Source organism: Gluconobacter kanchanaburiensis NBRC 103587, assembly GCF_007988905.1.
Taxonomy (GTDB): Bacteria; Pseudomonadota; Alphaproteobacteria; order Acetobacterales; family Acetobacteraceae; genus Gluconobacter; species Gluconobacter kanchanaburiensis.
In genome coordinates this window covers 81784-98594 of the sequence record NZ_BJVA01000005.1, presented here as the reverse complement: position 1 = coordinate 98594, position 16811 = coordinate 81784, and the positions used below count along the sequence as shown (strand labels likewise).

General features: G+C 59.8%; 16 protein-coding genes and 1 tRNA gene. 10 read left to right on the top strand and 7 right to left on the bottom strand.

What is annotated here, in order from left to right:
• Positions 1 to 117: 117 nt before the first annotated feature.
• From GKA01_RS05860 to prfA, 6 genes are all read left to right on the top strand, one after another.
• Positions 118 to 1443, top strand: a complete 1326-nt coding sequence (locus GKA01_RS05860) for an aspartate kinase (RefSeq protein WP_146860133.1) — start codon at positions 118 to 120, stop codon at positions 1441 to 1443.
• A complete protein-coding gene (locus GKA01_RS05855; protein WP_146860131.1) occupies positions 1440 to 2483 on the top strand; it encodes an NAD(P)H-dependent flavin oxidoreductase in 1044 nt (347 codons plus the stop codon). The genes GKA01_RS05860 and GKA01_RS05855 overlap by 4 nt, the downstream gene beginning before the upstream one ends.
• Before the next feature lie 14 nt (positions 2484 to 2497).
• Positions 2498 to 3766, top strand: coding sequence for a helix-turn-helix domain-containing protein (locus tag GKA01_RS05850; RefSeq protein WP_146860129.1), 1269 nt, complete (start codon positions 2498 to 2500; stop codon positions 3764 to 3766).
• Positions 3767 to 3857: 91 nt separating this feature from the next.
• A complete protein-coding gene (ispG, locus tag GKA01_RS05845) occupies positions 3858 to 5003 on the top strand; it encodes a flavodoxin-dependent (E)-4-hydroxy-3-methylbut-2-enyl-diphosphate synthase (RefSeq protein WP_141351147.1) in 1146 nt (381 codons plus the stop codon).
• On the top strand, positions 5003 to 6250 hold the full coding sequence (hisS, locus tag GKA01_RS05840; protein WP_146860127.1) for a histidine--tRNA ligase: 1248 nt from the start codon (positions 5003 to 5005) through the stop codon (positions 6248 to 6250). Before ispG ends, hisS begins: the two co-directional genes overlap by 1 nt.
• Before the next feature lie 4 nt (positions 6251 to 6254).
• Positions 6255 to 7316: a peptide chain release factor 1 gene (gene prfA / locus GKA01_RS05835; protein WP_146860125.1), complete on the top strand. Its 1062-nt coding sequence runs from the start codon at positions 6255 to 6257 to the stop codon at positions 7314 to 7316.
• A gap of 3 nt (positions 7317 to 7319) precedes the next feature.
• Here the strand turns inward: prfA and GKA01_RS05830 are convergent, their stop codons facing one another.
• The gene (locus GKA01_RS05830) at positions 7320 to 7790 is read right to left on the bottom strand and encodes a hypothetical protein (RefSeq protein WP_146860123.1); all 471 of its coding nucleotides are present in this window, start codon (positions 7788 to 7790) and stop codon (positions 7320 to 7322) included.
• A gap of 30 nt (positions 7791 to 7820) precedes the next feature.
• Here GKA01_RS05830 and prmC point away from each other — a divergent pair, with 30 nt between their 5' ends.
• Positions 7821 to 8663, top strand: coding sequence for a peptide chain release factor N(5)-glutamine methyltransferase (prmC, locus tag GKA01_RS05825; protein ID WP_194265803.1), 843 nt, complete (start codon positions 7821 to 7823; stop codon positions 8661 to 8663).
• A gap of 279 nt (positions 8664 to 8942) precedes the next feature.
• Positions 8943 to 9401, top strand: coding sequence for a DUF4167 domain-containing protein (locus GKA01_RS05820; protein WP_228119814.1), 459 nt, complete (start codon positions 8943 to 8945; stop codon positions 9399 to 9401).
• A gap of 56 nt (positions 9402 to 9457) precedes the next feature.
• Here the strand turns inward: GKA01_RS05820 and GKA01_RS05815 are convergent, their stop codons facing one another.
• Entirely contained in the window at positions 9458 to 10354 is an 897-nt protein-coding gene (locus GKA01_RS05815) for a glycosyltransferase family 2 protein (RefSeq protein ID WP_228119787.1), read from the bottom strand.
• 47 nt (positions 10355 to 10401) lie between these two features.
• Positions 10402 to 10476 (bottom strand) — tRNA-Met (locus GKA01_RS05810).
• A gap of 207 nt (positions 10477 to 10683) precedes the next feature.
• On the opposite strand from GKA01_RS05810, the gene GKA01_RS05805 reads away from it, so the two are divergent.
• The gene (locus GKA01_RS05805; protein WP_146860117.1) at positions 10684 to 11931 is read left to right on the top strand and encodes a mechanosensitive ion channel family protein; all 1248 of its coding nucleotides are present in this window, start codon (positions 10684 to 10686) and stop codon (positions 11929 to 11931) included.
• On the opposite strand, the gene GKA01_RS05800 is transcribed toward GKA01_RS05805, so the two are convergent.
• Both GKA01_RS05800 and GKA01_RS05795 read right to left on the bottom strand, forming a co-directional pair.
• A complete protein-coding gene (locus tag GKA01_RS05800) occupies positions 11923 to 13464 on the bottom strand; it encodes an amino acid permease (RefSeq protein ID WP_146860115.1) in 1542 nt (513 codons plus the stop codon). The genes GKA01_RS05805 and GKA01_RS05800 overlap by 9 nt on opposite strands.
• 51 nt (positions 13465 to 13515) lie before the next feature.
• A complete protein-coding gene (locus GKA01_RS05795; protein WP_146860113.1) occupies positions 13516 to 14358 on the bottom strand; it encodes an undecaprenyl-diphosphate phosphatase in 843 nt (280 codons plus the stop codon).
• Between the two features lie 174 nt (positions 14359 to 14532).
• On the opposite strand from GKA01_RS05795, the gene GKA01_RS05790 reads away from it, so the two are divergent.
• Positions 14533 to 14997 (top strand): MlaD family protein, encoded by a 465-nt coding sequence (locus tag GKA01_RS05790; protein ID WP_146860111.1) that lies wholly within the window; start codon positions 14533 to 14535, stop codon positions 14995 to 14997.
• Positions 14998 to 15038: 41 nt separating this feature from the next.
• Here GKA01_RS05790 and GKA01_RS05785 read toward each other — a convergent pair whose 3' ends face one another.
• Both GKA01_RS05785 and GKA01_RS05780 read right to left on the bottom strand, forming a co-directional pair.
• On the bottom strand, positions 15039 to 16103 hold the full coding sequence (locus GKA01_RS05785; protein ID WP_146860109.1) for an ATP-grasp domain-containing protein: 1065 nt from the start codon (positions 16101 to 16103) through the stop codon (positions 15039 to 15041).
• Positions 16104 to 16108: 5 nt separating this feature from the next.
• A complete protein-coding gene (locus GKA01_RS05780; protein WP_146860279.1) occupies positions 16109 to 16675 on the bottom strand; it encodes a DedA family protein in 567 nt (188 codons plus the stop codon).
• Positions 16676 to 16811 lie beyond the last annotated feature (136 nt).

Genomic DNA, 16811 nt, shown 5'->3' with positions numbered 1-16811 from the left:
ACGAGTATGTGGACCGGCAGAGTCTGTTCAGGTGCCGGGTGGTTTTGCTTGTCATTGCCCTCTCCGATGCCAGACCCGAGCGCGCAACGCCAGACACGTACTGGAGCCCAATCCGCGATGTCCACGCCCGATACTTCCGTCCGCGACCAGTTTTCCGGTCGTGCCGAGCCCAAGGCCGCCAGTCACGCCGAGAACGGGAAACGGATGACGGTGGTCATGAAATTCGGCGGCACGTCTGTCGGAAATATCGAGCGCATTCGGAATGTTGCGAAACGCGTGAAGGCGGAACAAGACCGCGGACGCCGTGTCGCGGTTGTCGTCTCCGCGATGGCGGGGGTGACGAACCGGATGGTCGGATACTGCGCCGAACTGGACCCGCTGGCTGATCCGAAAGAATACGATGCTGTTGTTGCCGCTGGTGAGCAGGTGACGAGTGGTTTGGTGTCCATCGCTCTACAGGCGCTTGGCGTTAAGGCGAGGTCTTTCCAAGGCTGGCAGATTCCGCTCGTTACGGACGAGGCACACGGCAAGGCCGCGATTGAAAGCGTGGACGGTACGGGCCTTCTGGCCTGTCTTGATGATGGGATTATTCCCGTAGTTGCCGGTTTTCAGGGCGTAGGGCCTGACGAACGGATCGCAACTCTGGGGCGCGGGGGATCGGACACGTCTGCCGTGGCTGTGGCTGCTGCAATCAATGCCGATCAGTGTGATATTTATACCGATGTGGACGGGATCTATACGACCGATCCGCGCATCGTGAAACGCGCAAAGAAACTGGATCGCATCACGTATGAAGAGATGCTTGAACTGGCTTCCGTAGGCGCCAAGGTACTTCAGACCCGCAGCGTCGGTCTCGCCATGCGCGAGGGTGTACGGGTGCGGGTGCTGTCATCATTCGCGGAAACGGATGACGACAGCGGTTCGATTGTGGTTGATGAGGACGAGATCATGGAGAAGGAACTGGTTGCGGGGATTGCCAACTCGCATGACGAAGCGAAAATCTCCGTACGGAACATTCCGGACCGTCCGGGAATCGCCGCTGCGATTTTCGACCCGCTGGCAGTCGCGAACATCAACGTCGACATGATCGTCCAGAGTGTTGGCGTGGACAACATGACGAACATGACCTTCACGGTCAGCAAGGCTGACGAGGCCGCCGCCCGCGCCGTGCTGGAGAAGGCTCGCGAATACGTCCAGTATGGCGAACTGATTACATCCCACAATGTGGTGAAGATCAGTGTCGTAGGCATCGGGATGCGTTCGAATGCGGGTCTGGCCGCACGGATGTTCCGCACACTGGCCGATCGCGGAATCAACGTGCAGGTCATCTCCACGAGCGAGATCAAGATCTCCGTCCTGATCGATTCCGAATATACGGAACTCGCCATGCGCGCCCTGCACACGGCCTATGGCCTTGATGCGAGAGAGGGAATCGAGGCGTGAGCGCGACCCTGAACGCCCGCGCGACGCTGGATCGGCTGTGGAAACCGGGGTGTGACTTCCTCGGCAGTGAAGTCGCGATCCTCGGCGGGGCCATGTCCTGGGTGAGCGAACGGCATCTGGTTTCCGCGATTTCCAATGCCGGAGGCTTTGGCGTTATTGCTTGTGGTGCGATGTCTCCCGAGCGGCTGGAAGAGGAAATCGTCGCGACACAGGCTCTGACGAAGCGTCCGTTCGGCGTGAACCTGATCACCATGCATCCCGAGCTGGATCGCTTGGTGGATGTCTGTCTGGCACATGATGTTTCGCATATTGTGCTGGCGGGCGGGGTGCCGAACAGCGCCACGATCCGCAAGGTGCGCGATGGGGGAGCGCGAGCAATCGGTTTCGCGCCCGCTCTGGCCCTGGGCAAGCGTCTGGTGCGCATGGGTATCGAAGCCCTGATCATTGAAGGCTCGGAAGCGGGCGGTCATGTCGGTCCCGTTTCACTCACGGTTCTGGCGCAGGAGATCCTGCCGCATATCCGTGACGTGCCGGTGTTCGTCGCTGGTGGGCTAGGGCGTGGCGATGCGATCCTGTCCTATCTGGAACAGGGGGCGGCTGGTGCACAGCTTGGAACGCTATTTGCAGCGTCTCATGAAAGCATCGCCCATGAAAACTTCAAGAAGGCTTTCCTGCGCGCCAATGCCCGCGATGCGGTAACGACGGTTCAGCTTGACGAACTTTTCCCGGTTATTCCGGTTCGAGGTCTGTCGAATGAAGGTGGCCGTCGCTACGCACGTCTTCAGGGCGAAGCGCTTCAGAAGTTCCAGAGTGGCGAACTGACGAAGGAAGAAGCCCAGCTTTCGATCGAGCATTACTGGGCCGGTGCGTTGCGTCGCGCTGTTATCGAAGGCGATGTGGAAACTGGATCTGTCATGGCGGGGCAGTCCGTGGGCATGGTCAAGGAAATCCGACCGGTCGCCGACATCATCGCAACGCTGGTGCAGCAGGCTGTTGATGCTATCCAACAGCGTGAAGCCCGCATCCACGCGACCAGCTAACGGACGTTCCGGTCATGTCTCCTCCATCCTCCAACCGCCCGTTTCCGACGCCCTCCGACCAGCCAAGTGTTGGCACCGTGCTGCGCCAGCGTCGTGAGGAACTGGGATGGCGGCTGGAGGATGTCGCGGAATGGCTGCGGATTCGCCCCCGGCTGTTGGCGGCGCTTGAGGAGGACGACGTAACGAAGCTGCCTGGCGTCGCATATGCTGTGGGGTTTTTGCGAACTTACGCGCACGCCATGCAACTTGATGCGGAGGCGTTGATCGAGCGTTTCCGCCAGGATACCCGAGGCGCAGTCATTCGGAGGCCCGAACTGGTTTTTCCCCAGCCGGAAGGGGACCGGGGACTGCCGATCGGCGTTCTGGTCGGGGCAGGGCTCGTTGTCGTGGTCGCCTCGTATGTGGGGTGGTACAAGTTTTCGGCGCATGACACGCCGGCACAGCGGCAGGTTCCGGCCGTAGCAGAGTTGATGCCAGGTGCTGCAACACCTGCCACGACCTCGCCTCAGGTCGCTTCCGTCATGCCTGGCCGTGCGCCCACACCGGAGCCGCATGCTACGGTTTCCGTTCCCGGGACCGTTGCGACATCTTCCCCGGCGACACTTCCTGCTGCGCCGTCGCAGACAAAACCTCTTCAGAACCAGTACAGCTCCGTTCCCGTCGCACCCTCGTCGGGAGGGCAGCTTGCGACGCCGCCGGGTCTCGTGTCTTCCACCGAAACGGACGACGATGCTGAGCCATCTCCTCCGGTTCAGACATCTCCTGACGGATTTTCCGCCAAAGGACCTGCGGCCGCTCAGCCTGCAACGGATCTCCCGCCTTCTGTTCCCGAGGGGGCTGTCGTGGTCAGGACGCTGTCGCCTGTCTGGACGCAGGTCCGAGACCGGGATGGCCATGTGCTGATTTCACGGGTGATGCAGCCAGGTGAGAGCTGGCAGGGTGATCCGGCGGCGGCACCTTTCCGGATGTCGTTCGGAAACGCGGGTGGGGTCGTCCTGACCACGGCTGGAGCGACCAGTGCGCCACTGGGACGGGAAGGGCAGGTAAGGCGTAATGTTGAGGTAACAGCCGAGGGGATCAGGTCCGGAGCTTTTGGCTCGGGAATCGCGCTACCCGTCCAGCCTGCGGTTCCTGCCACTGCAAAGGATGTGTCTGTTTCCACGCCGCAGCCTGCGGTGGCGAAACGAAAAGTTCCGTCTCCGTCGCACGATACGTCTGCCGATGACCTGAATGCCCGGCAGCTTGAACATCAGCCGCTGGAACAATTGTCTCCATCGCATTAAACCATTCATCAGTCAGGGGGGGCTCACTGCCCCTGAATACGGCCTACTGGGTCAGAGCTCCCGGTCCTTTCCGGGCACGAAGAGGTAAATCATGAGCAGCTACCGTCCCTATCAGCACATCGAGCGTCGCAAGTCGCGCCAGATCCATGTCGGCAAGGTTGCGGTCGGTGGTGATGCCCCGATCTCCGTGCAGACCATGACCAACACCCTGACATCCGATGCCCAAGCCACAATCGATCAGATCCGTCTGGCCGAGTTGGCTGGTGTGGATATCGTGCGCGTTTCATGTCCGGATGAGGCCAGCACAGCTGCGCTGGCGGAGATCGTGCATGAAGTGAACGTCCCTATCGTTGCGGACATCCACTTTCACTACAAGCGTGCCATCGAAGCCGCCAAGGCTGGTGCAGCCTGCCTGCGAATCAATCCGGGCAATATCGGCAGCGCCGAGCGCGTACGTGAAGTCGTCAACGCTGCCAAGGATTACGGTTGTTCCATCCGTATCGGCGTGAATGCCGGTTCGCTGGAGAAGCATCTGCTCGAAAAATACGGTGAGCCTAACCCGGAAGCTCTGGTCGAGAGCGCTCTGGAACATGCCAAGATCCTTGAGGATCATGACTTCCACGAGTTCAAGATCAGCGTGAAGGCGTCCGACGTGTTTATGGCGGTCGCGGCCTATCAACAGCTTGCAGATTGCTGTGACCACCCACTGCATATCGGTATCACCGAAGCCGGCTCCAAGCGTGCAGGGACGGTGAAGTCCTCCATCGGTCTGGGCAACCTGCTCTGGGCTGGCGTGGGTGACACGATGCGTGTTTCGCTCTCGGCTGCTCCGGAAGAGGAAGTGCTGGTCGGCTGGGATATCCTGAAGTCCCTTGGTCTGCGTCATCGCGGCGTTAAAATTATTTCCTGCCCATCATGCGCACGTCAGGGCTTCAACGTCGTTGAAACGGTCCAGACGCTGGAAGATCGTCTTCAGCACATCAAGACACCGCTGACGCTGTCCATCATCGGCTGCGTGGTGAATGGCCCCGGCGAGGCACTGATGACCGATCTCGGTGTGACCGGCGGCGGTAACGGCCGTCATATGGTTTACGCGGCCGGTCGTCAGGACCACACGATGCCGGGTGGCGACATGATCGAGCATATTGTGGATCTCGTGGAAAAGAAGGTTGCGGATATCGAAGCCAGCAAGGAAGAGGGCACGACGGCCAAGCTGATGGATCCGGCAGCGCACTGATGTCCGGACTTCAGCCGCCCCGCGGGACACACGACCTTATTGGCGAGACGATGCGCCGCCACCACCATGTCGTGGAGACGGCGCGCCGGGTTCTGCAGACCTATGGTTTCGAGGAATGGAGCACGCCTATCTTCGAGGATACGCGCGTCTTTTCGCGTACCCTCGGCGAGACATCCGATGTCGTGTCCAAGGAAATGTACACGTTCGAGGATCGTGGCGGTGAGAGCATCACTCTGCGTCCCGAGGGCACGGCGGCGATCTGCCGCGCGCTCGTCACGAACGGCCTGACGCAGTCCCTGCCGCAGAAGGTGTTCTATCACGGGCCGATGTTCCGTTACGAACGCCCGCAGAAGGGACGTTATCGCCAGTTCCACCAGATCGGTGCGGAACTGATCGGTGCGGAAAGTCCGCTTCGGGACGCCGAGACGATCGCCATGGCGCAGGACATTCTGCGCGAGCTGGGTTTGGGCGATCACGTCACGCTGGAACTCAACACGCTTGGCGATCTGGCCAGCCGTCAGGCTTGGCGAGACGCACTGGTGGCGTATTTCCGTGACCATGCCGATGCGCTGTCTGAAGAAAGTCGGATCCGGCTTGAAGCCAATCCGCTACGCATTCTGGACAGCAAATCCGAGCAGGACCGCAAGCTGCTCGACGACGCTCCGGCCTTTGCGGATTATCTGAATGATGAGTCCCGTCAGTTCTGGGACACGCTGCGTGACAGCCTTCAGGCCTTTGGCGTGGATTTCATCGAGAACCCGCGCATTGTCCGCGGGCTCGACTACTACAGCCATACGGCCTTTGAGTTCGTGACCTCGAAACTCGGGGCTCAGGGCACCGTACTGGCCGGTGGTCGCTATGAAGGTCTTGTCGAGCAGATGGGCGGTCCAGCGATCCCGGCGATCGGCTGGGCTGGGGGCATCGAGCGTCTGGCGATGCTGCTGGATAGCGTGCCTGAACTTCCGGCTGGAATTGCGCTGGTGCCGATGGGAGATGAAGCTGTTCTTAAAGCTGCGTCTATTGCTCGCGCTCTGCGCTCTGCTGGTCTGCGGGCTGAGATCGAGACCCGTGGCAACATGAAGAAGCGAATGGAGCGCGTGGTGAAGTCCGGTGCATCCCATGCGATTGTTCTGGGCGAGGAGGAAATCTCCCGTAATGTCGTACAGCTTCGCGACCTCTCGAGCCGCGAGCAGCAGGAAGTTCCGGTTGCAGAGCTGGTGCAGATTCTGAGCGCAGGACGCGCCTGAACAGATGGCTTTTGACGACAGGCTCGAGCGGATTGTCGCGCGTTCGGAGGAAGTCCAGGCTTTGATGTCTTCCGGCGAACTGACGGGTGAGGATTTTACCCGTCTGTCGCAGGAATATGCCGAACTGGAGCCCGTGGTCACCTCCATTCAAGCCTGGAAAAGCGCTGAGGAACAGAAAGCCGGGGCGCAGGCCCTGCTGGATGATCCAGAAATGCGTGAGTTGGCCCAGATGGAGCTGGCGGAGATCGAGGCGACCTTGCCCGATCTTCAGCATGCCCTGCGTTTGGCGCTCCTGCCGAAAGATGCGGCGGATGAGCGCAGTGCCATCCTTGAAATCCGCCCGGCAGCGGGCGGTGATGAGGCGGGACTGTTCGCCGCGGAGCTGTTTGATGCCTACCGTCGTTTTTCCGAACAGAATGGCTGGCGTTTCGAGGTCATGGAATATGCCGAAAATGAAGTTGCCGGCCTCAAGGAAGGTATGGCGACCATTTCAGGCCGGTCGGTTTTTGCGCGTCTGAAATACGAGTCCGGAGTGCATCGGGTGCAGCGCGTTCCGGCAACGGAAAGTCAGGGACGGATCCACACCTCGACGGTGACAGTGGCCGTGCTTCCTGAAGCCGAAGAAGTCGATGTGACGGTCAATGACGATGATCTGCGGATTGACGTCTACCGAGCCTCGGGGGCAGGCGGCCAGCACGTCAACAAGACCGAGAGTGCGGTTCGCATTACGCACATGCCTAGCGGTATTGTCGTGGCGATGCAGGAAGAGAAAAGCCAACACAAGAACAAGGCCAAGGCCATGAAGATCCTGCGTGCCCGGCTTTATGAGCGGGAACGCGCGCAGCTTCATGCCACCCGGGCCGCGGACCGGAAATCACAGGTCGGGACGGGCGATCGTTCAGAGCGCATCCGGACCTACAATTTTCCGCAGGGCCGTGTGACGGATCACCGGATCAATCTGACCCTCTACAAGATCGACCGGATCATGGGCGGTGAGCTCGATGAGATCATCGATGCCCTGACCCGTGAGGAGCAGACCGAACTGCTCGCCGCCGAAGGGTTCTGAGCCTCAGGTATTGGGTGTCGCGCAGACGGCGGCACGGCCATGCCGGTGGGTGGCAACAGCAGCATCGTCGTAGTCAACCAGAAAGAAATCGGTGAAGTTATTTGTCCCCACGGCGTCGAGCGAATGCCCTTCGGGATGGTGGAGTTGTCCTTCACTGCTGACCTGATGGGTTTCCTGATGCCCGTTATGGACGATGGTGATTTCGCCACACAGAGCATAATCGACGTCGAACCGACCGACAGGAAGCGGGATCGTCTGCGTCTCATGGGCCTTGGACAGTCCCAGTCTGAAGGTCGCAACCAGATTGCCGTCCAGATACAGGCGTGAGACTTCCGAAATTTCTTCGGGCGCGCGCTCGTCCGTCACGGTAAAGGATGGGGGCAGTTCCGTGGATAGTTCTGACTGGGCGTGAACGGGATTGAGCGTGCAGCCAAGCAGCAGGGCGGAATAGAGGAAGGCGCGTTTGGACGTCATGATATTGACTATAACAGGTTCGCGGCAGTGATGGCCAAAGATGATCTTTTGCGGGAGGCGTCAGAGGCGCTGGAGCAGGCCGGGATAGAGGATGCGCGGCGTGAGGCGAGACTGCTGCTGGGCTGGGCGACGGACCGGGATCTAGGTGGACTGCTCTCTCTGGATAATGTATGTCCCGAGCAGGCTCTACGATTCTCTGACGGTCTGAAGCGGCGCCTGAAACGAGAACCTTTGGCGTTCATTACGGGTGAAACCGGTTTCTGGACTCTGGATCTTGAGACAGGGCGCGACACCCTCATTCCCCGGGCGGATAGCGAATCCCTGATTGAAGCCGCCCTGAACGTCCAGCCTGACCGAAATGCCCCGCTCTCCATTCTGGATCTGGGTACCGGAACCGGCTGTCTCCTGCTGGCGGCGCTCTCCGAATATCCCCACGCAACCGGACTAGGGGTCGATCTGGCCCCGGAAGCCGCTGCTCTGGCGCGCCGCAATTCCATCCGGACCGGCCTGAGTGAGAGATGTTTCTTTATGGCCGGAAACTGGACGGACAGCCTGCATGGAAGGTTCGATATCGTCCTGTCCAACCCGCCTTATATCGAGACAGGCGACCTGGCGGGACTGATGCCGGAAGTCGTCTCCTATGAACCGGCGCGGGCGCTTGATGGAGGGGCGGATGGTCTGGATGCCTATCGTATCCTCTGTGGTCTTCTGCCGGGGATTCTGGTGCCGGAAGGCTATGCGATCCTTGAAATGGGAATTGGCCAGATTGATGCTGTTTCCGCGCTGGGGGCATCGAATGGGTTGCGGGAAGTCGCGCGCAGGACCGATCTGGGAGGGGTGGAGCGGGCACTTGTTCTGCAATTGCCGGGATAGGCACGATCCGGTGACGAAAAACCGTTGGCTTGACTGATGGAACTTGGTATGGCTATTGCCAATGCATGCGTATTGGAGATGTTTTAGCAGCATCGTCAGACGCATCTTTGCCCATCGTTCATATCATCATGCAATGGTCATCATGAACTGGCGATGGAAGACTGGCTGTACCTGGTTCAGCCATAGCGGAATAGACGGACGTCTTTTTCGACAGCGACGGTCGGAGCTTTCTGCGGATACAGAGCGCTCCACGTCATCATGAAAGTGCATCACGGGTCGATGAATATGAAGCGCATAAGAGGCCGGCATCATCGTGCGGGCAGTGGGCCGTCACGCAGTAGCAACGCCCAGACACCTCTGAACCGCAACCATGTGTTTGACAGCAACGGGCCTGATCTGCGGGTCCGTGGTACGGCACAGCAGCTTTTCGAGAAGTACCTCCAGTTAGGTCGCGATGCGACCGGAACTGGTGACCGTATTCTTGCAGAAGCCTATTTTCAGCATGCGGAACATTATTTCCGTATTCTCAATGCCATGAACCAGGCTGCCGAGAAGAGCCAGCAGGAGCGGACAGAACGTCAGCTCCAGCGTCAGCGGGCCTATGAGGACCGTCGTGAAGCGCGGGGCGAGCGTGGTGATGACGAAGCGGTATCCGCAGACAGGGATGTCGATCACGGTTCCGATCGGTCTTCAGACGAAGAACAGGATCACCGTGCGGCAGAAGTCGAGGCGGACTGAACCCTCTTTATCAGTTCGTCAAAAAACCGGCCCGTAGAGGCCGGTTTTTTTGTGTTTCAGACCCTGCCCACGAAGCGGTCAGGAAGGCGCCAGAGCTCGTTTCCGCTCAGATGCAGATCCAGACGGTAGAGGTCATGCAGCCGTGACAGGGTGCTGTTCTCGACCTGCTGGCGCCAGAAACCCAGGCGTTCGTCGTTGGTGTCGAGCGTACTGTCGACGCGGGGCAGGCCGGCCATCGCACGCACCATGTTTTCCCAATCCGTATTTTCTAGGCGCTGGTGTCTGCCGGCATTTTCTGAAACCCAGGGCTGGTTTCTGGTCCGCTCAAGCCTGTCCAGTCCTGATGTAAGATCTGCATACCGGAGATGGAATAGAAAAAGGGGAGCTCCAGGGGAGGGTACGCTTTCTTCGCAGCAGTGAAACCCCGGCGCCCATGTAATGGGGATCCGTGTCAGAACCGGCTTGCACATCGCGCTGGAAAAACGGAGATGCTGACGCTGGAGCGATATAGGCCGGCTGTAATCGAACCGTTCTTCCTCGTCAGGAATATGAATGACGTCGAAACCCGTCGCGGTCACGATGGGCATACGGTTGAGCAGGGCGAATGCAGTCAGGGACGGAAAAAGCGCCGGATCGGCCAGCAGGATTTCGTCTACATCCGTGTAAATGACGCTGTCATACCACTCCAGAAGACTGTCACAGAACCGGCAGATGGCGCGGGTCCGGCGCTCGTCGTCCTGGGGTGAACGCGGGATCCGCAACACGTTGATCTGTCCTAGACGGGAGGTCGACCCGTCGTCAGATCCGTGGTCAATCACATAACAGGCGGTCTCTCCGACCTGCGCTCCATAATGTCTGGACCAGACGCGCAGATGTTCCGGCTCATTGTACACCATCGTCACGACAGCGAGGGGCTTCTTGATCATGCCGCGCAGGATACAGGAAACCACCATCAGCTTGCAGGGCAAGAGTTAAGAATGTTCAGTTTTCTGGAAAAGAATGGTAGCGGTGGACGGATTTGAACCGCCGACCAAGGGATTATGATTCCCCTGCTCTACCACTGAGCTACACCGCCATCCTGCCGGGGTTAACCGGCGTTGTCGCGGGGTTTTAAGGGGGATCTTTCAGGGTGTCAACACGTTGATCCCACGAAAATAAGATGTTTTTTCGGGTCGCATTGACCGTGCCCGTCATGGCATTTGAAGTGCGACCATTTTCCAATTGGTGCCGCGTTTCGTGTAGCGCCCGCCGGTCTCTCTCACTGCAAGGAGTTTCTCCACTGGTGACGCAGCATTTCGTCAGCACCCTGTTTGCCATACGGTCCTATTTCACCTGGCTGCCAGCCCCCGTTGTTTCGGTGCTAATGCTGGCTCTGATAGGGGTGCTGGCGTTCTACTGCGGCAATCTCGTAACAAAGCAGCTTTTGCGCATACCCGGGTCCCGCAAGGCCGCGCTGATCCGGCGGATCGTTTCTTCCCTGCGACGTCCTACGCGGCTGATGGTGGCGCTTCTGGCCATGCTTTCGGCACTCCCGGCGGCTACAGGCTTTACCGCCACTCAGGAAGGCGATCTTCAGCTTTTCTTCCTGTTCCTGCTGATCCTGACATTTGGCTTTTCCGCGATCATGGTCTTTCGGATCATGACGGAGGTCTATCTTAACCGGCTTGCCGCACGGGAAGAGACCGACGATATCATGATCCGTTCGCACCAGACGCAGATCCGCGTTCTGCGACGGCTGACCGAAATTCTCGTGGGCATCGTGACGGTGGCTTCGGCCCTCATGCTGTTCCCGTCCGTCAAGCAGTACGGATTGTCCCTGTTTGCCTCCGCCGGAGCGGCCTCCCTGATCGTCGGCCTGTCGGCGCGCGGTCTTCTGACGAACCTGATCGCGGGTGTGCAGATCGCGTTGACCCAGCCGATCCGGATGGAAGATCTGATCATCATTAACGGCGACTGGTGTTGGGTTGAGGAAATCAACGCGACCTATGTGGTGCTCCGTGTCTGGGACTGGCGGCGGCATATCGTGCCGATTTCGTATTTTCTGGAAAACCAGTTCGAGAACTGGACACATAATTCCGCGGCCATCATCGGCGTTGTGTTCCTTTGGGTCGATTATCAGGCGCCGATGGACAGGATCCGCGAGATGCTCAACGAGATCGTGCGTGGCTGTCCGTTATGGGATGGGCGCGTATTCGACGTGCAGGTCGCGGACTGCAACGCGCATGTCATGTCCATCCGCATCATTGCCAGTGCCCGGACGGCGCTTCAGAGCTGGGACCTGCGGTGCGATATCCGGGAGAAAATCATTGCGCGGATCAGGGACGAGTGCCCCGAAGCCCTGCCGCGTTCTCGTTTCTCGATGATGCCGCCCCAGATGCCTTCCCAGAACGGCGGGCTGGACCCCTGGAACATGATGGCGCCACCGATCGGACGGCCACCGCCGGGTAGCTACACTGGCCCAGGTATGGGGGCGGGCGGGGGACCTGAAATGGGATCGGGACCGGGCGGCTCGTCGATGTCGTCAGGCTGACGGGGGGTCGGGGCGCATTTTCGAGTGGTGGCGTCCGTAAAACAGATAGGTCGCCGTTCCCAACGCCAGATAGACGATCAGCAGGATCAGCGGGACCGGATTTCCACTTGTGACCGCATGAATCATGTCTGAAACCAGCGGGATGGTCATGATGAGGCAGAACATGATCCCGAGCGCCGGTGTGGTGCCGATCCAGAAGCCCCGGATGCGAATGCCGCCAAGCGGCACGCTGAACGGACGGACAATCTCGGGATGCATGTTGCGCTGCCAGATGACCGTAAAGCAGACAATCCCGAACGCTGCCGCCGTCCCGATGGAGACGAGATCGCTGATGATGTCGATGGGCAGTGTCGCAGTAATCAGGGCCACCACGATACCCAGGACGATCGTTCCGATCCACGGTGTCTGAAATCTCGGATGGATCAGAGAAAAGATCTTCGGGATCAATCCGTCACGACTGATGGTCAGAAGCACCCGCGACTGTGCATACATGAGCCCCATCAGGACCGAGCAAAGTCCGATCGTCGCGCCGATATTGACCAGCAGCGAAAGCCAGGGCGTATGCATGATCCTGACGGCAATGGCGAGCGGATCGGGAACGTCGAGCTGACGATACGGGACGATCCCGAGCAGCACGGTCGCCACGATCATATAGACGACCGTACAGATCAGCAGGCTGCCGATGATGCCGATCGGGACGTCGCGAGTCGGGTTGCGGGCTTCGGCGGAGGCAGTAGAAACGGCTTCGAAGCCGACATAGGCGAAAAAGATAACTGATGCCGCCCGAAAAATGCCGTGCACCCCGTAATGGAAGCCGCCCTCGCTGGGTGGAATGAACGGATGCCAGTTCGCGGGATCGACGGCACCGATGCCCAATGCCACGAAAACGAACAACACACCGACCTTGAGAGCTACGATCATCGTATTGACGCGGGCGGATTCCTCTATCCCCCTGACCAGAAGTGCTGTCACCAGAAGTGTTGCCGTAAAGCCGATCAGGTCGAACCGCCACCCCGCGCCAATCTGCGCGCCGGCTGTCCCGGGAATGGGCTGAAGAGTGGCCTGCGTGAGGGCCGCGGGAACATGGAGACCCGTGAGCCCGAGCAGGGAGCTGGCATAACCCGACAGTCCCGCTGCGACCGCCGAACAGGAAATTCCGTATTCCAGCAGGAGCAGCCAGCCGACCATCCAGGCCACTTTCTCGCCCATGGAAATATAGGCGTAGGAATAGGCTGATCCCGAGACGGGAAGCGTCGAAGACAGCTCTCCATACGAGAAGGCCGTGAACAGGCACGCCAATGCTGCGATCACGAAAGAAATCAGGACAGAAGGGCCGGCGTATTCGGCGGCGGCGGTACCCGTCATGACGTAGATGCCCGCCCCGATGGTCGAGCCGACGCCGAGGATGATCAGTTGCGTGGCCGTCAGGCTGCGCTTGAGACCGTTCGTATCGTTCTCGAACAGCACCTGTTCAAGGGTTTTGCGACGGCTGGAACAGGAGGTATCGGGTGAAGATTGTATCGAAGCTGGCATGATCCGCAATGTGCCGCGAAATACGGCGGCTGGAAAGATCGGAGAGAACGGTCAGAGAAGAATGATGGTGGCAGCGAAACTTCCCGCCACGATGCAGTAGAGACCAAAGGGCGTCAGCGCCCAGCCGTCATGATTGCGGAAGAAACGCAGCATCAGGAGCGAACAGATCAGCGCCGTGAGACCGGCCACGACTGCACCTGCGACGCACTGGACCATGATGTCATGTGATATCGTCATATGCCGCATCTGCCACGCTTCGCGGACTGTGGCGGCCAGAACGATCGGCTGGGCCATCAGCAGCGAAAACCGCGCTGCCGTTTCATGATCCAGCCCCCGCAGCAGGCCACCGTTCATCGTTGCACCTGAACGCGAGAGTCCCGGAAGAAGCGCAAGGCACTGCCAGACGCCGACGATCAGGGCGTCTTTGGGGCTGAGTGTCGCGATGGGCCTGTGTTCGCGATGGCCTTTCTGGCGCCGGAGCCACTCGGTGATCAGCAGAAGAAAACCATTGAGTACCAGAAAACCGGCGACAGCGAGCGGGGAACCGAAGACGCTGCGCAGCCGATGCTCCAGAAGCCATCCCACCAGCACCGCCGGAATGGTGGCGATGACCAGCAATCCGAAAATCCGAATCGCCTCCATCTGGGCATAGCGTCCGTAACGGCCAAGCATGCCGCCTAGAATGGCCATCCAGTCCCGCCAGAAAACACCAGCCAGTGCCGCGAGCGTTCCGACATGCAGCATGGTCAGGAAAGGCAGGAACATGGGCGCATGTTCGTCCAGGTCCCAGTGCAGAAGCGCGGGCAGGAGAACGGCATGGCCGAGACTGCTGACGGGGAAGGGCTCTGTAATACCCTGAACGACGGCGAGGATGAGGGCCTGAAGAAGCGTCATGGAGCCTGTATCGGGTGATGGCCTTCATCATGAAGGCGGAAAAGCGGTGCGCGTATCGGGTTCACTTGCCCGATGGGGGCAGCGGACGCAAGTTCGGGCCTGACCTTGACCAGGCGCGGATCGGAGGACTAACTCCCACTCTGTTCTAGAATTTCCGGCGGGGGCGGGACTGGCATGCAGTCAACATTGAGCGGTCGTGGCGGCGCGATCCTGGCCAGTGGTCTGGTTCTTGCCATCGCCGGCACGTTTCTCGTCTATGGCAACGCCCTGAGAAAAGGTCCGGCATTCCAGGGGGCGATGCTTCACGCGGCGTTCAACTCCGCCAACGGCCTGCACGCGGGGGCCAATGTGGACCTCGCGGGCGTGCCGGTAGGGCGTGTCGTGTCCATTACGCTCGATCCACAGACGCAGATGGCCGATGTCGCCTTCACCGTGGATCAGCGTCTTCATCTTCCCGTGGATAGTGCTGTGGGGATTGGCGCTCCGACCATGACGGCGGATAACGCCCTTCAGATCCAGCCTGGTCATTCCCAGGCAACATTGTCCGCCGAGGGCAGGATCACTGATACGCAGGATCAGCTTTCGCTGGAACAGCAGGTCAGCAATTATATTTTCGGCGGCGGCAAGCTCGGTCAGTAAAGTCTGGCATGAAATCTGGCGTCCTATGCGCCGAACGAGCGTCAGTCGTTCAGTGGATAGGACGCCAGCAGACGGCGCTGCTTGCGCCAGGAATGTAGCATCGAGAACGCTCCGGAGGTCTTCCAGCCGCGTGCCCGGTTGGCCGCCCCAATCAGGAATGTCTGGCGATAATGTGAGAACTGGGCGCGGTAGGCTTCCCACAACGTGGTCCGTCGATCCCAGATATGGGTAGCTTCCGACCCGACACCGTTGATTTCGATGATCCGAAAGTTCTCGCCCCGACGCAGATCTTCGATGGAAGCGGCTTTCACGTCCACCCGCCCGAAGTAAAAGTCCGGAATATCTTTAATGATGGCATCGAGTTGAGCCGTCAGGGCTTCGGTCGTATCGGCACGACCGTCCCGGAAGATAGAGCCCTTGCAGTGGTTGCCAGCGAAGACCAGCGGCAGTTCTTCGCCTTTCGCAAGGATATTCCTTTCCCGTCCGGCGAGACGAGGCAGATAGATCTGCGGAACGAGACTCATGCGCGGGTCACGTAGGATCAGCTCCTCGATCGTGGAGACGCCATCTCCTGTCAGGACCGGGGCCTCTTTGTAGGTGATTGACGTGATGCGGCCACGCTGTTCGTCCGGATGGCGGATATAGAAGAGACCTGCCTCCACCGGATAGGTGATGAGTTCCTGTGCCAGCATGTCCACATCGGCCGGAAAATGCGGCAGAACGGCTTCGAGCTGCTCCCGGGAATGGACAAGCTTCACGCCCGTCCCGTTGCATCCGATATCGGGCTTTATGACGACGGGGAAGGAAAGCCCGCGACGTTCCATGGCTTCCAGAGCACGTCGTTCTGCGCCTTTGCCGCTGCGAAAGACGACATAGGGCGCAATGAAGGATTGCGCCGTGGCTCCGCCCATATCAAGGATGGACGATTTGCTTTCCCCGCACAGTCCGCCGGTTTCGATCCGTGGATTGGCAGCAGTGGAGATGCTGAGGTCGCGGTATTTGATGCCCATTGCGATCCAGTACAGGACGATGGGCGTATAGAAGACGGACCCAGGCCAGAATTCAAAAAGGGAGAGGGGGTTCTGGTCGGCTTCTGGTTTGGACATTGCTGTTACTGGCTCACGGTCTGGAAACGGGCAATCAGACGCCCGACGACGACGATACACAGGACAAATCCCGCCAGTCCGGCCCAGCGCCAGCCGCCCTGATGGGCGAGCAGCCAGCCGCCGACTCTCATGGCGAGCAGAAAAAGACATGTCGTCCAGACCAGCGTAGCCAGAACGGCCGTCATGGCAAAGGGCACGAGCGGCGCACGGAAGAAACCGCAGGCGGTATAGAGGGGCAGCCGAGCGCCGGGCACGAAACGGGAGATGGCGACGACGCGGATGACATTACTGCGGAACCAGTCCTGCGTCCGCTCGCGTTTGGGGAGTGTCAGGAAGCGCCTGAGATAGGGCCAGCGGCCACCCGCGGCGCCAAGACCGTACAGTCCCAGATCGCCGATCGCGACACCGAAATACAGTGCTCCCAGCGCCACCGGGATGCTGACCGCGTCCGCACGCGCCGCAACGGCGGACAGGACTGTCGCCACATCTTCAAGAATGAAGGTACCGACAATGATAGTGGCCGCTTTCAGCCAGACGGGCTGCGAGGCCATTGCGGGGCCGATGGCGATCACGGCTGGGAAGGTTTCACGAACATTGAGGCGCCGGTTTCGCACGCCAGCGCGTCAACGACAATCTTGCCATGCCATATTTCGGCGCTAATGACCTGCGACACTCGCGCCAAGGCTGGCGGTTCGGGCTGCGGATTGC

Bases quoted from the DNA above. Each gene is read 5' to 3' on its own strand.
- GKA01_RS05860 (WP_146860133.1), top strand. From the start codon at position 118: ATGTCCACGCCCGATACTTCCGTCCGCGACCAGTTTTCCGGTCGTGCC.
- GKA01_RS05850 (WP_146860129.1), top strand. From the start codon at position 2,498: ATGTCTCCTCCATCCTCCAACCGCCCGTTTCCGACGCCCTCCGACCAG.
- ispG (WP_141351147.1), top strand. From the start codon at position 3,858: ATGAGCAGCTACCGTCCCTATCAGCACATCGAGCGTCGCAAGTCGCGC.
- hisS (WP_146860127.1), top strand. From the start codon at position 5,003: ATGTCCGGACTTCAGCCGCCCCGCGGGACACACGACCTTATTGGCGAG.
- prfA (WP_146860125.1), top strand. From the start codon at position 6,255: ATGGCTTTTGACGACAGGCTCGAGCGGATTGTCGCGCGTTCGGAGGAA.
- GKA01_RS05830 (WP_146860123.1), bottom strand. From the start codon at position 7,790: ATGACGTCCAAACGCGCCTTCCTCTATTCCGCCCTGCTGCTTGGCTGC.
- prmC (WP_194265803.1), top strand. From the start codon at position 7,821: ATGGCCAAAGATGATCTTTTGCGGGAGGCGTCAGAGGCGCTGGAGCAG.
- GKA01_RS05820 (WP_228119814.1), top strand. From the start codon at position 8,943: ATGAATATGAAGCGCATAAGAGGCCGGCATCATCGTGCGGGCAGTGGG.
- GKA01_RS05815 (WP_228119787.1), bottom strand. From the start codon at position 10,354: ATGGTGGTTTCCTGTATCCTGCGCGGCATGATCAAGAAGCCCCTCGCT.
- GKA01_RS05800 (WP_146860115.1), bottom strand. From the start codon at position 13,464: ATGCCAGCTTCGATACAATCTTCACCCGATACCTCCTGTTCCAGCCGT.
- GKA01_RS05795 (WP_146860113.1), bottom strand. From the start codon at position 14,358: ATGACGCTTCTTCAGGCCCTCATCCTCGCCGTCGTTCAGGGTATTACA.
- GKA01_RS05790 (WP_146860111.1), top strand. From the start codon at position 14,533: ATGCAGTCAACATTGAGCGGTCGTGGCGGCGCGATCCTGGCCAGTGGT.
- GKA01_RS05785 (WP_146860109.1), bottom strand. From the start codon at position 16,103: ATGTCCAAACCAGAAGCCGACCAGAACCCCCTCTCCCTTTTTGAATTC.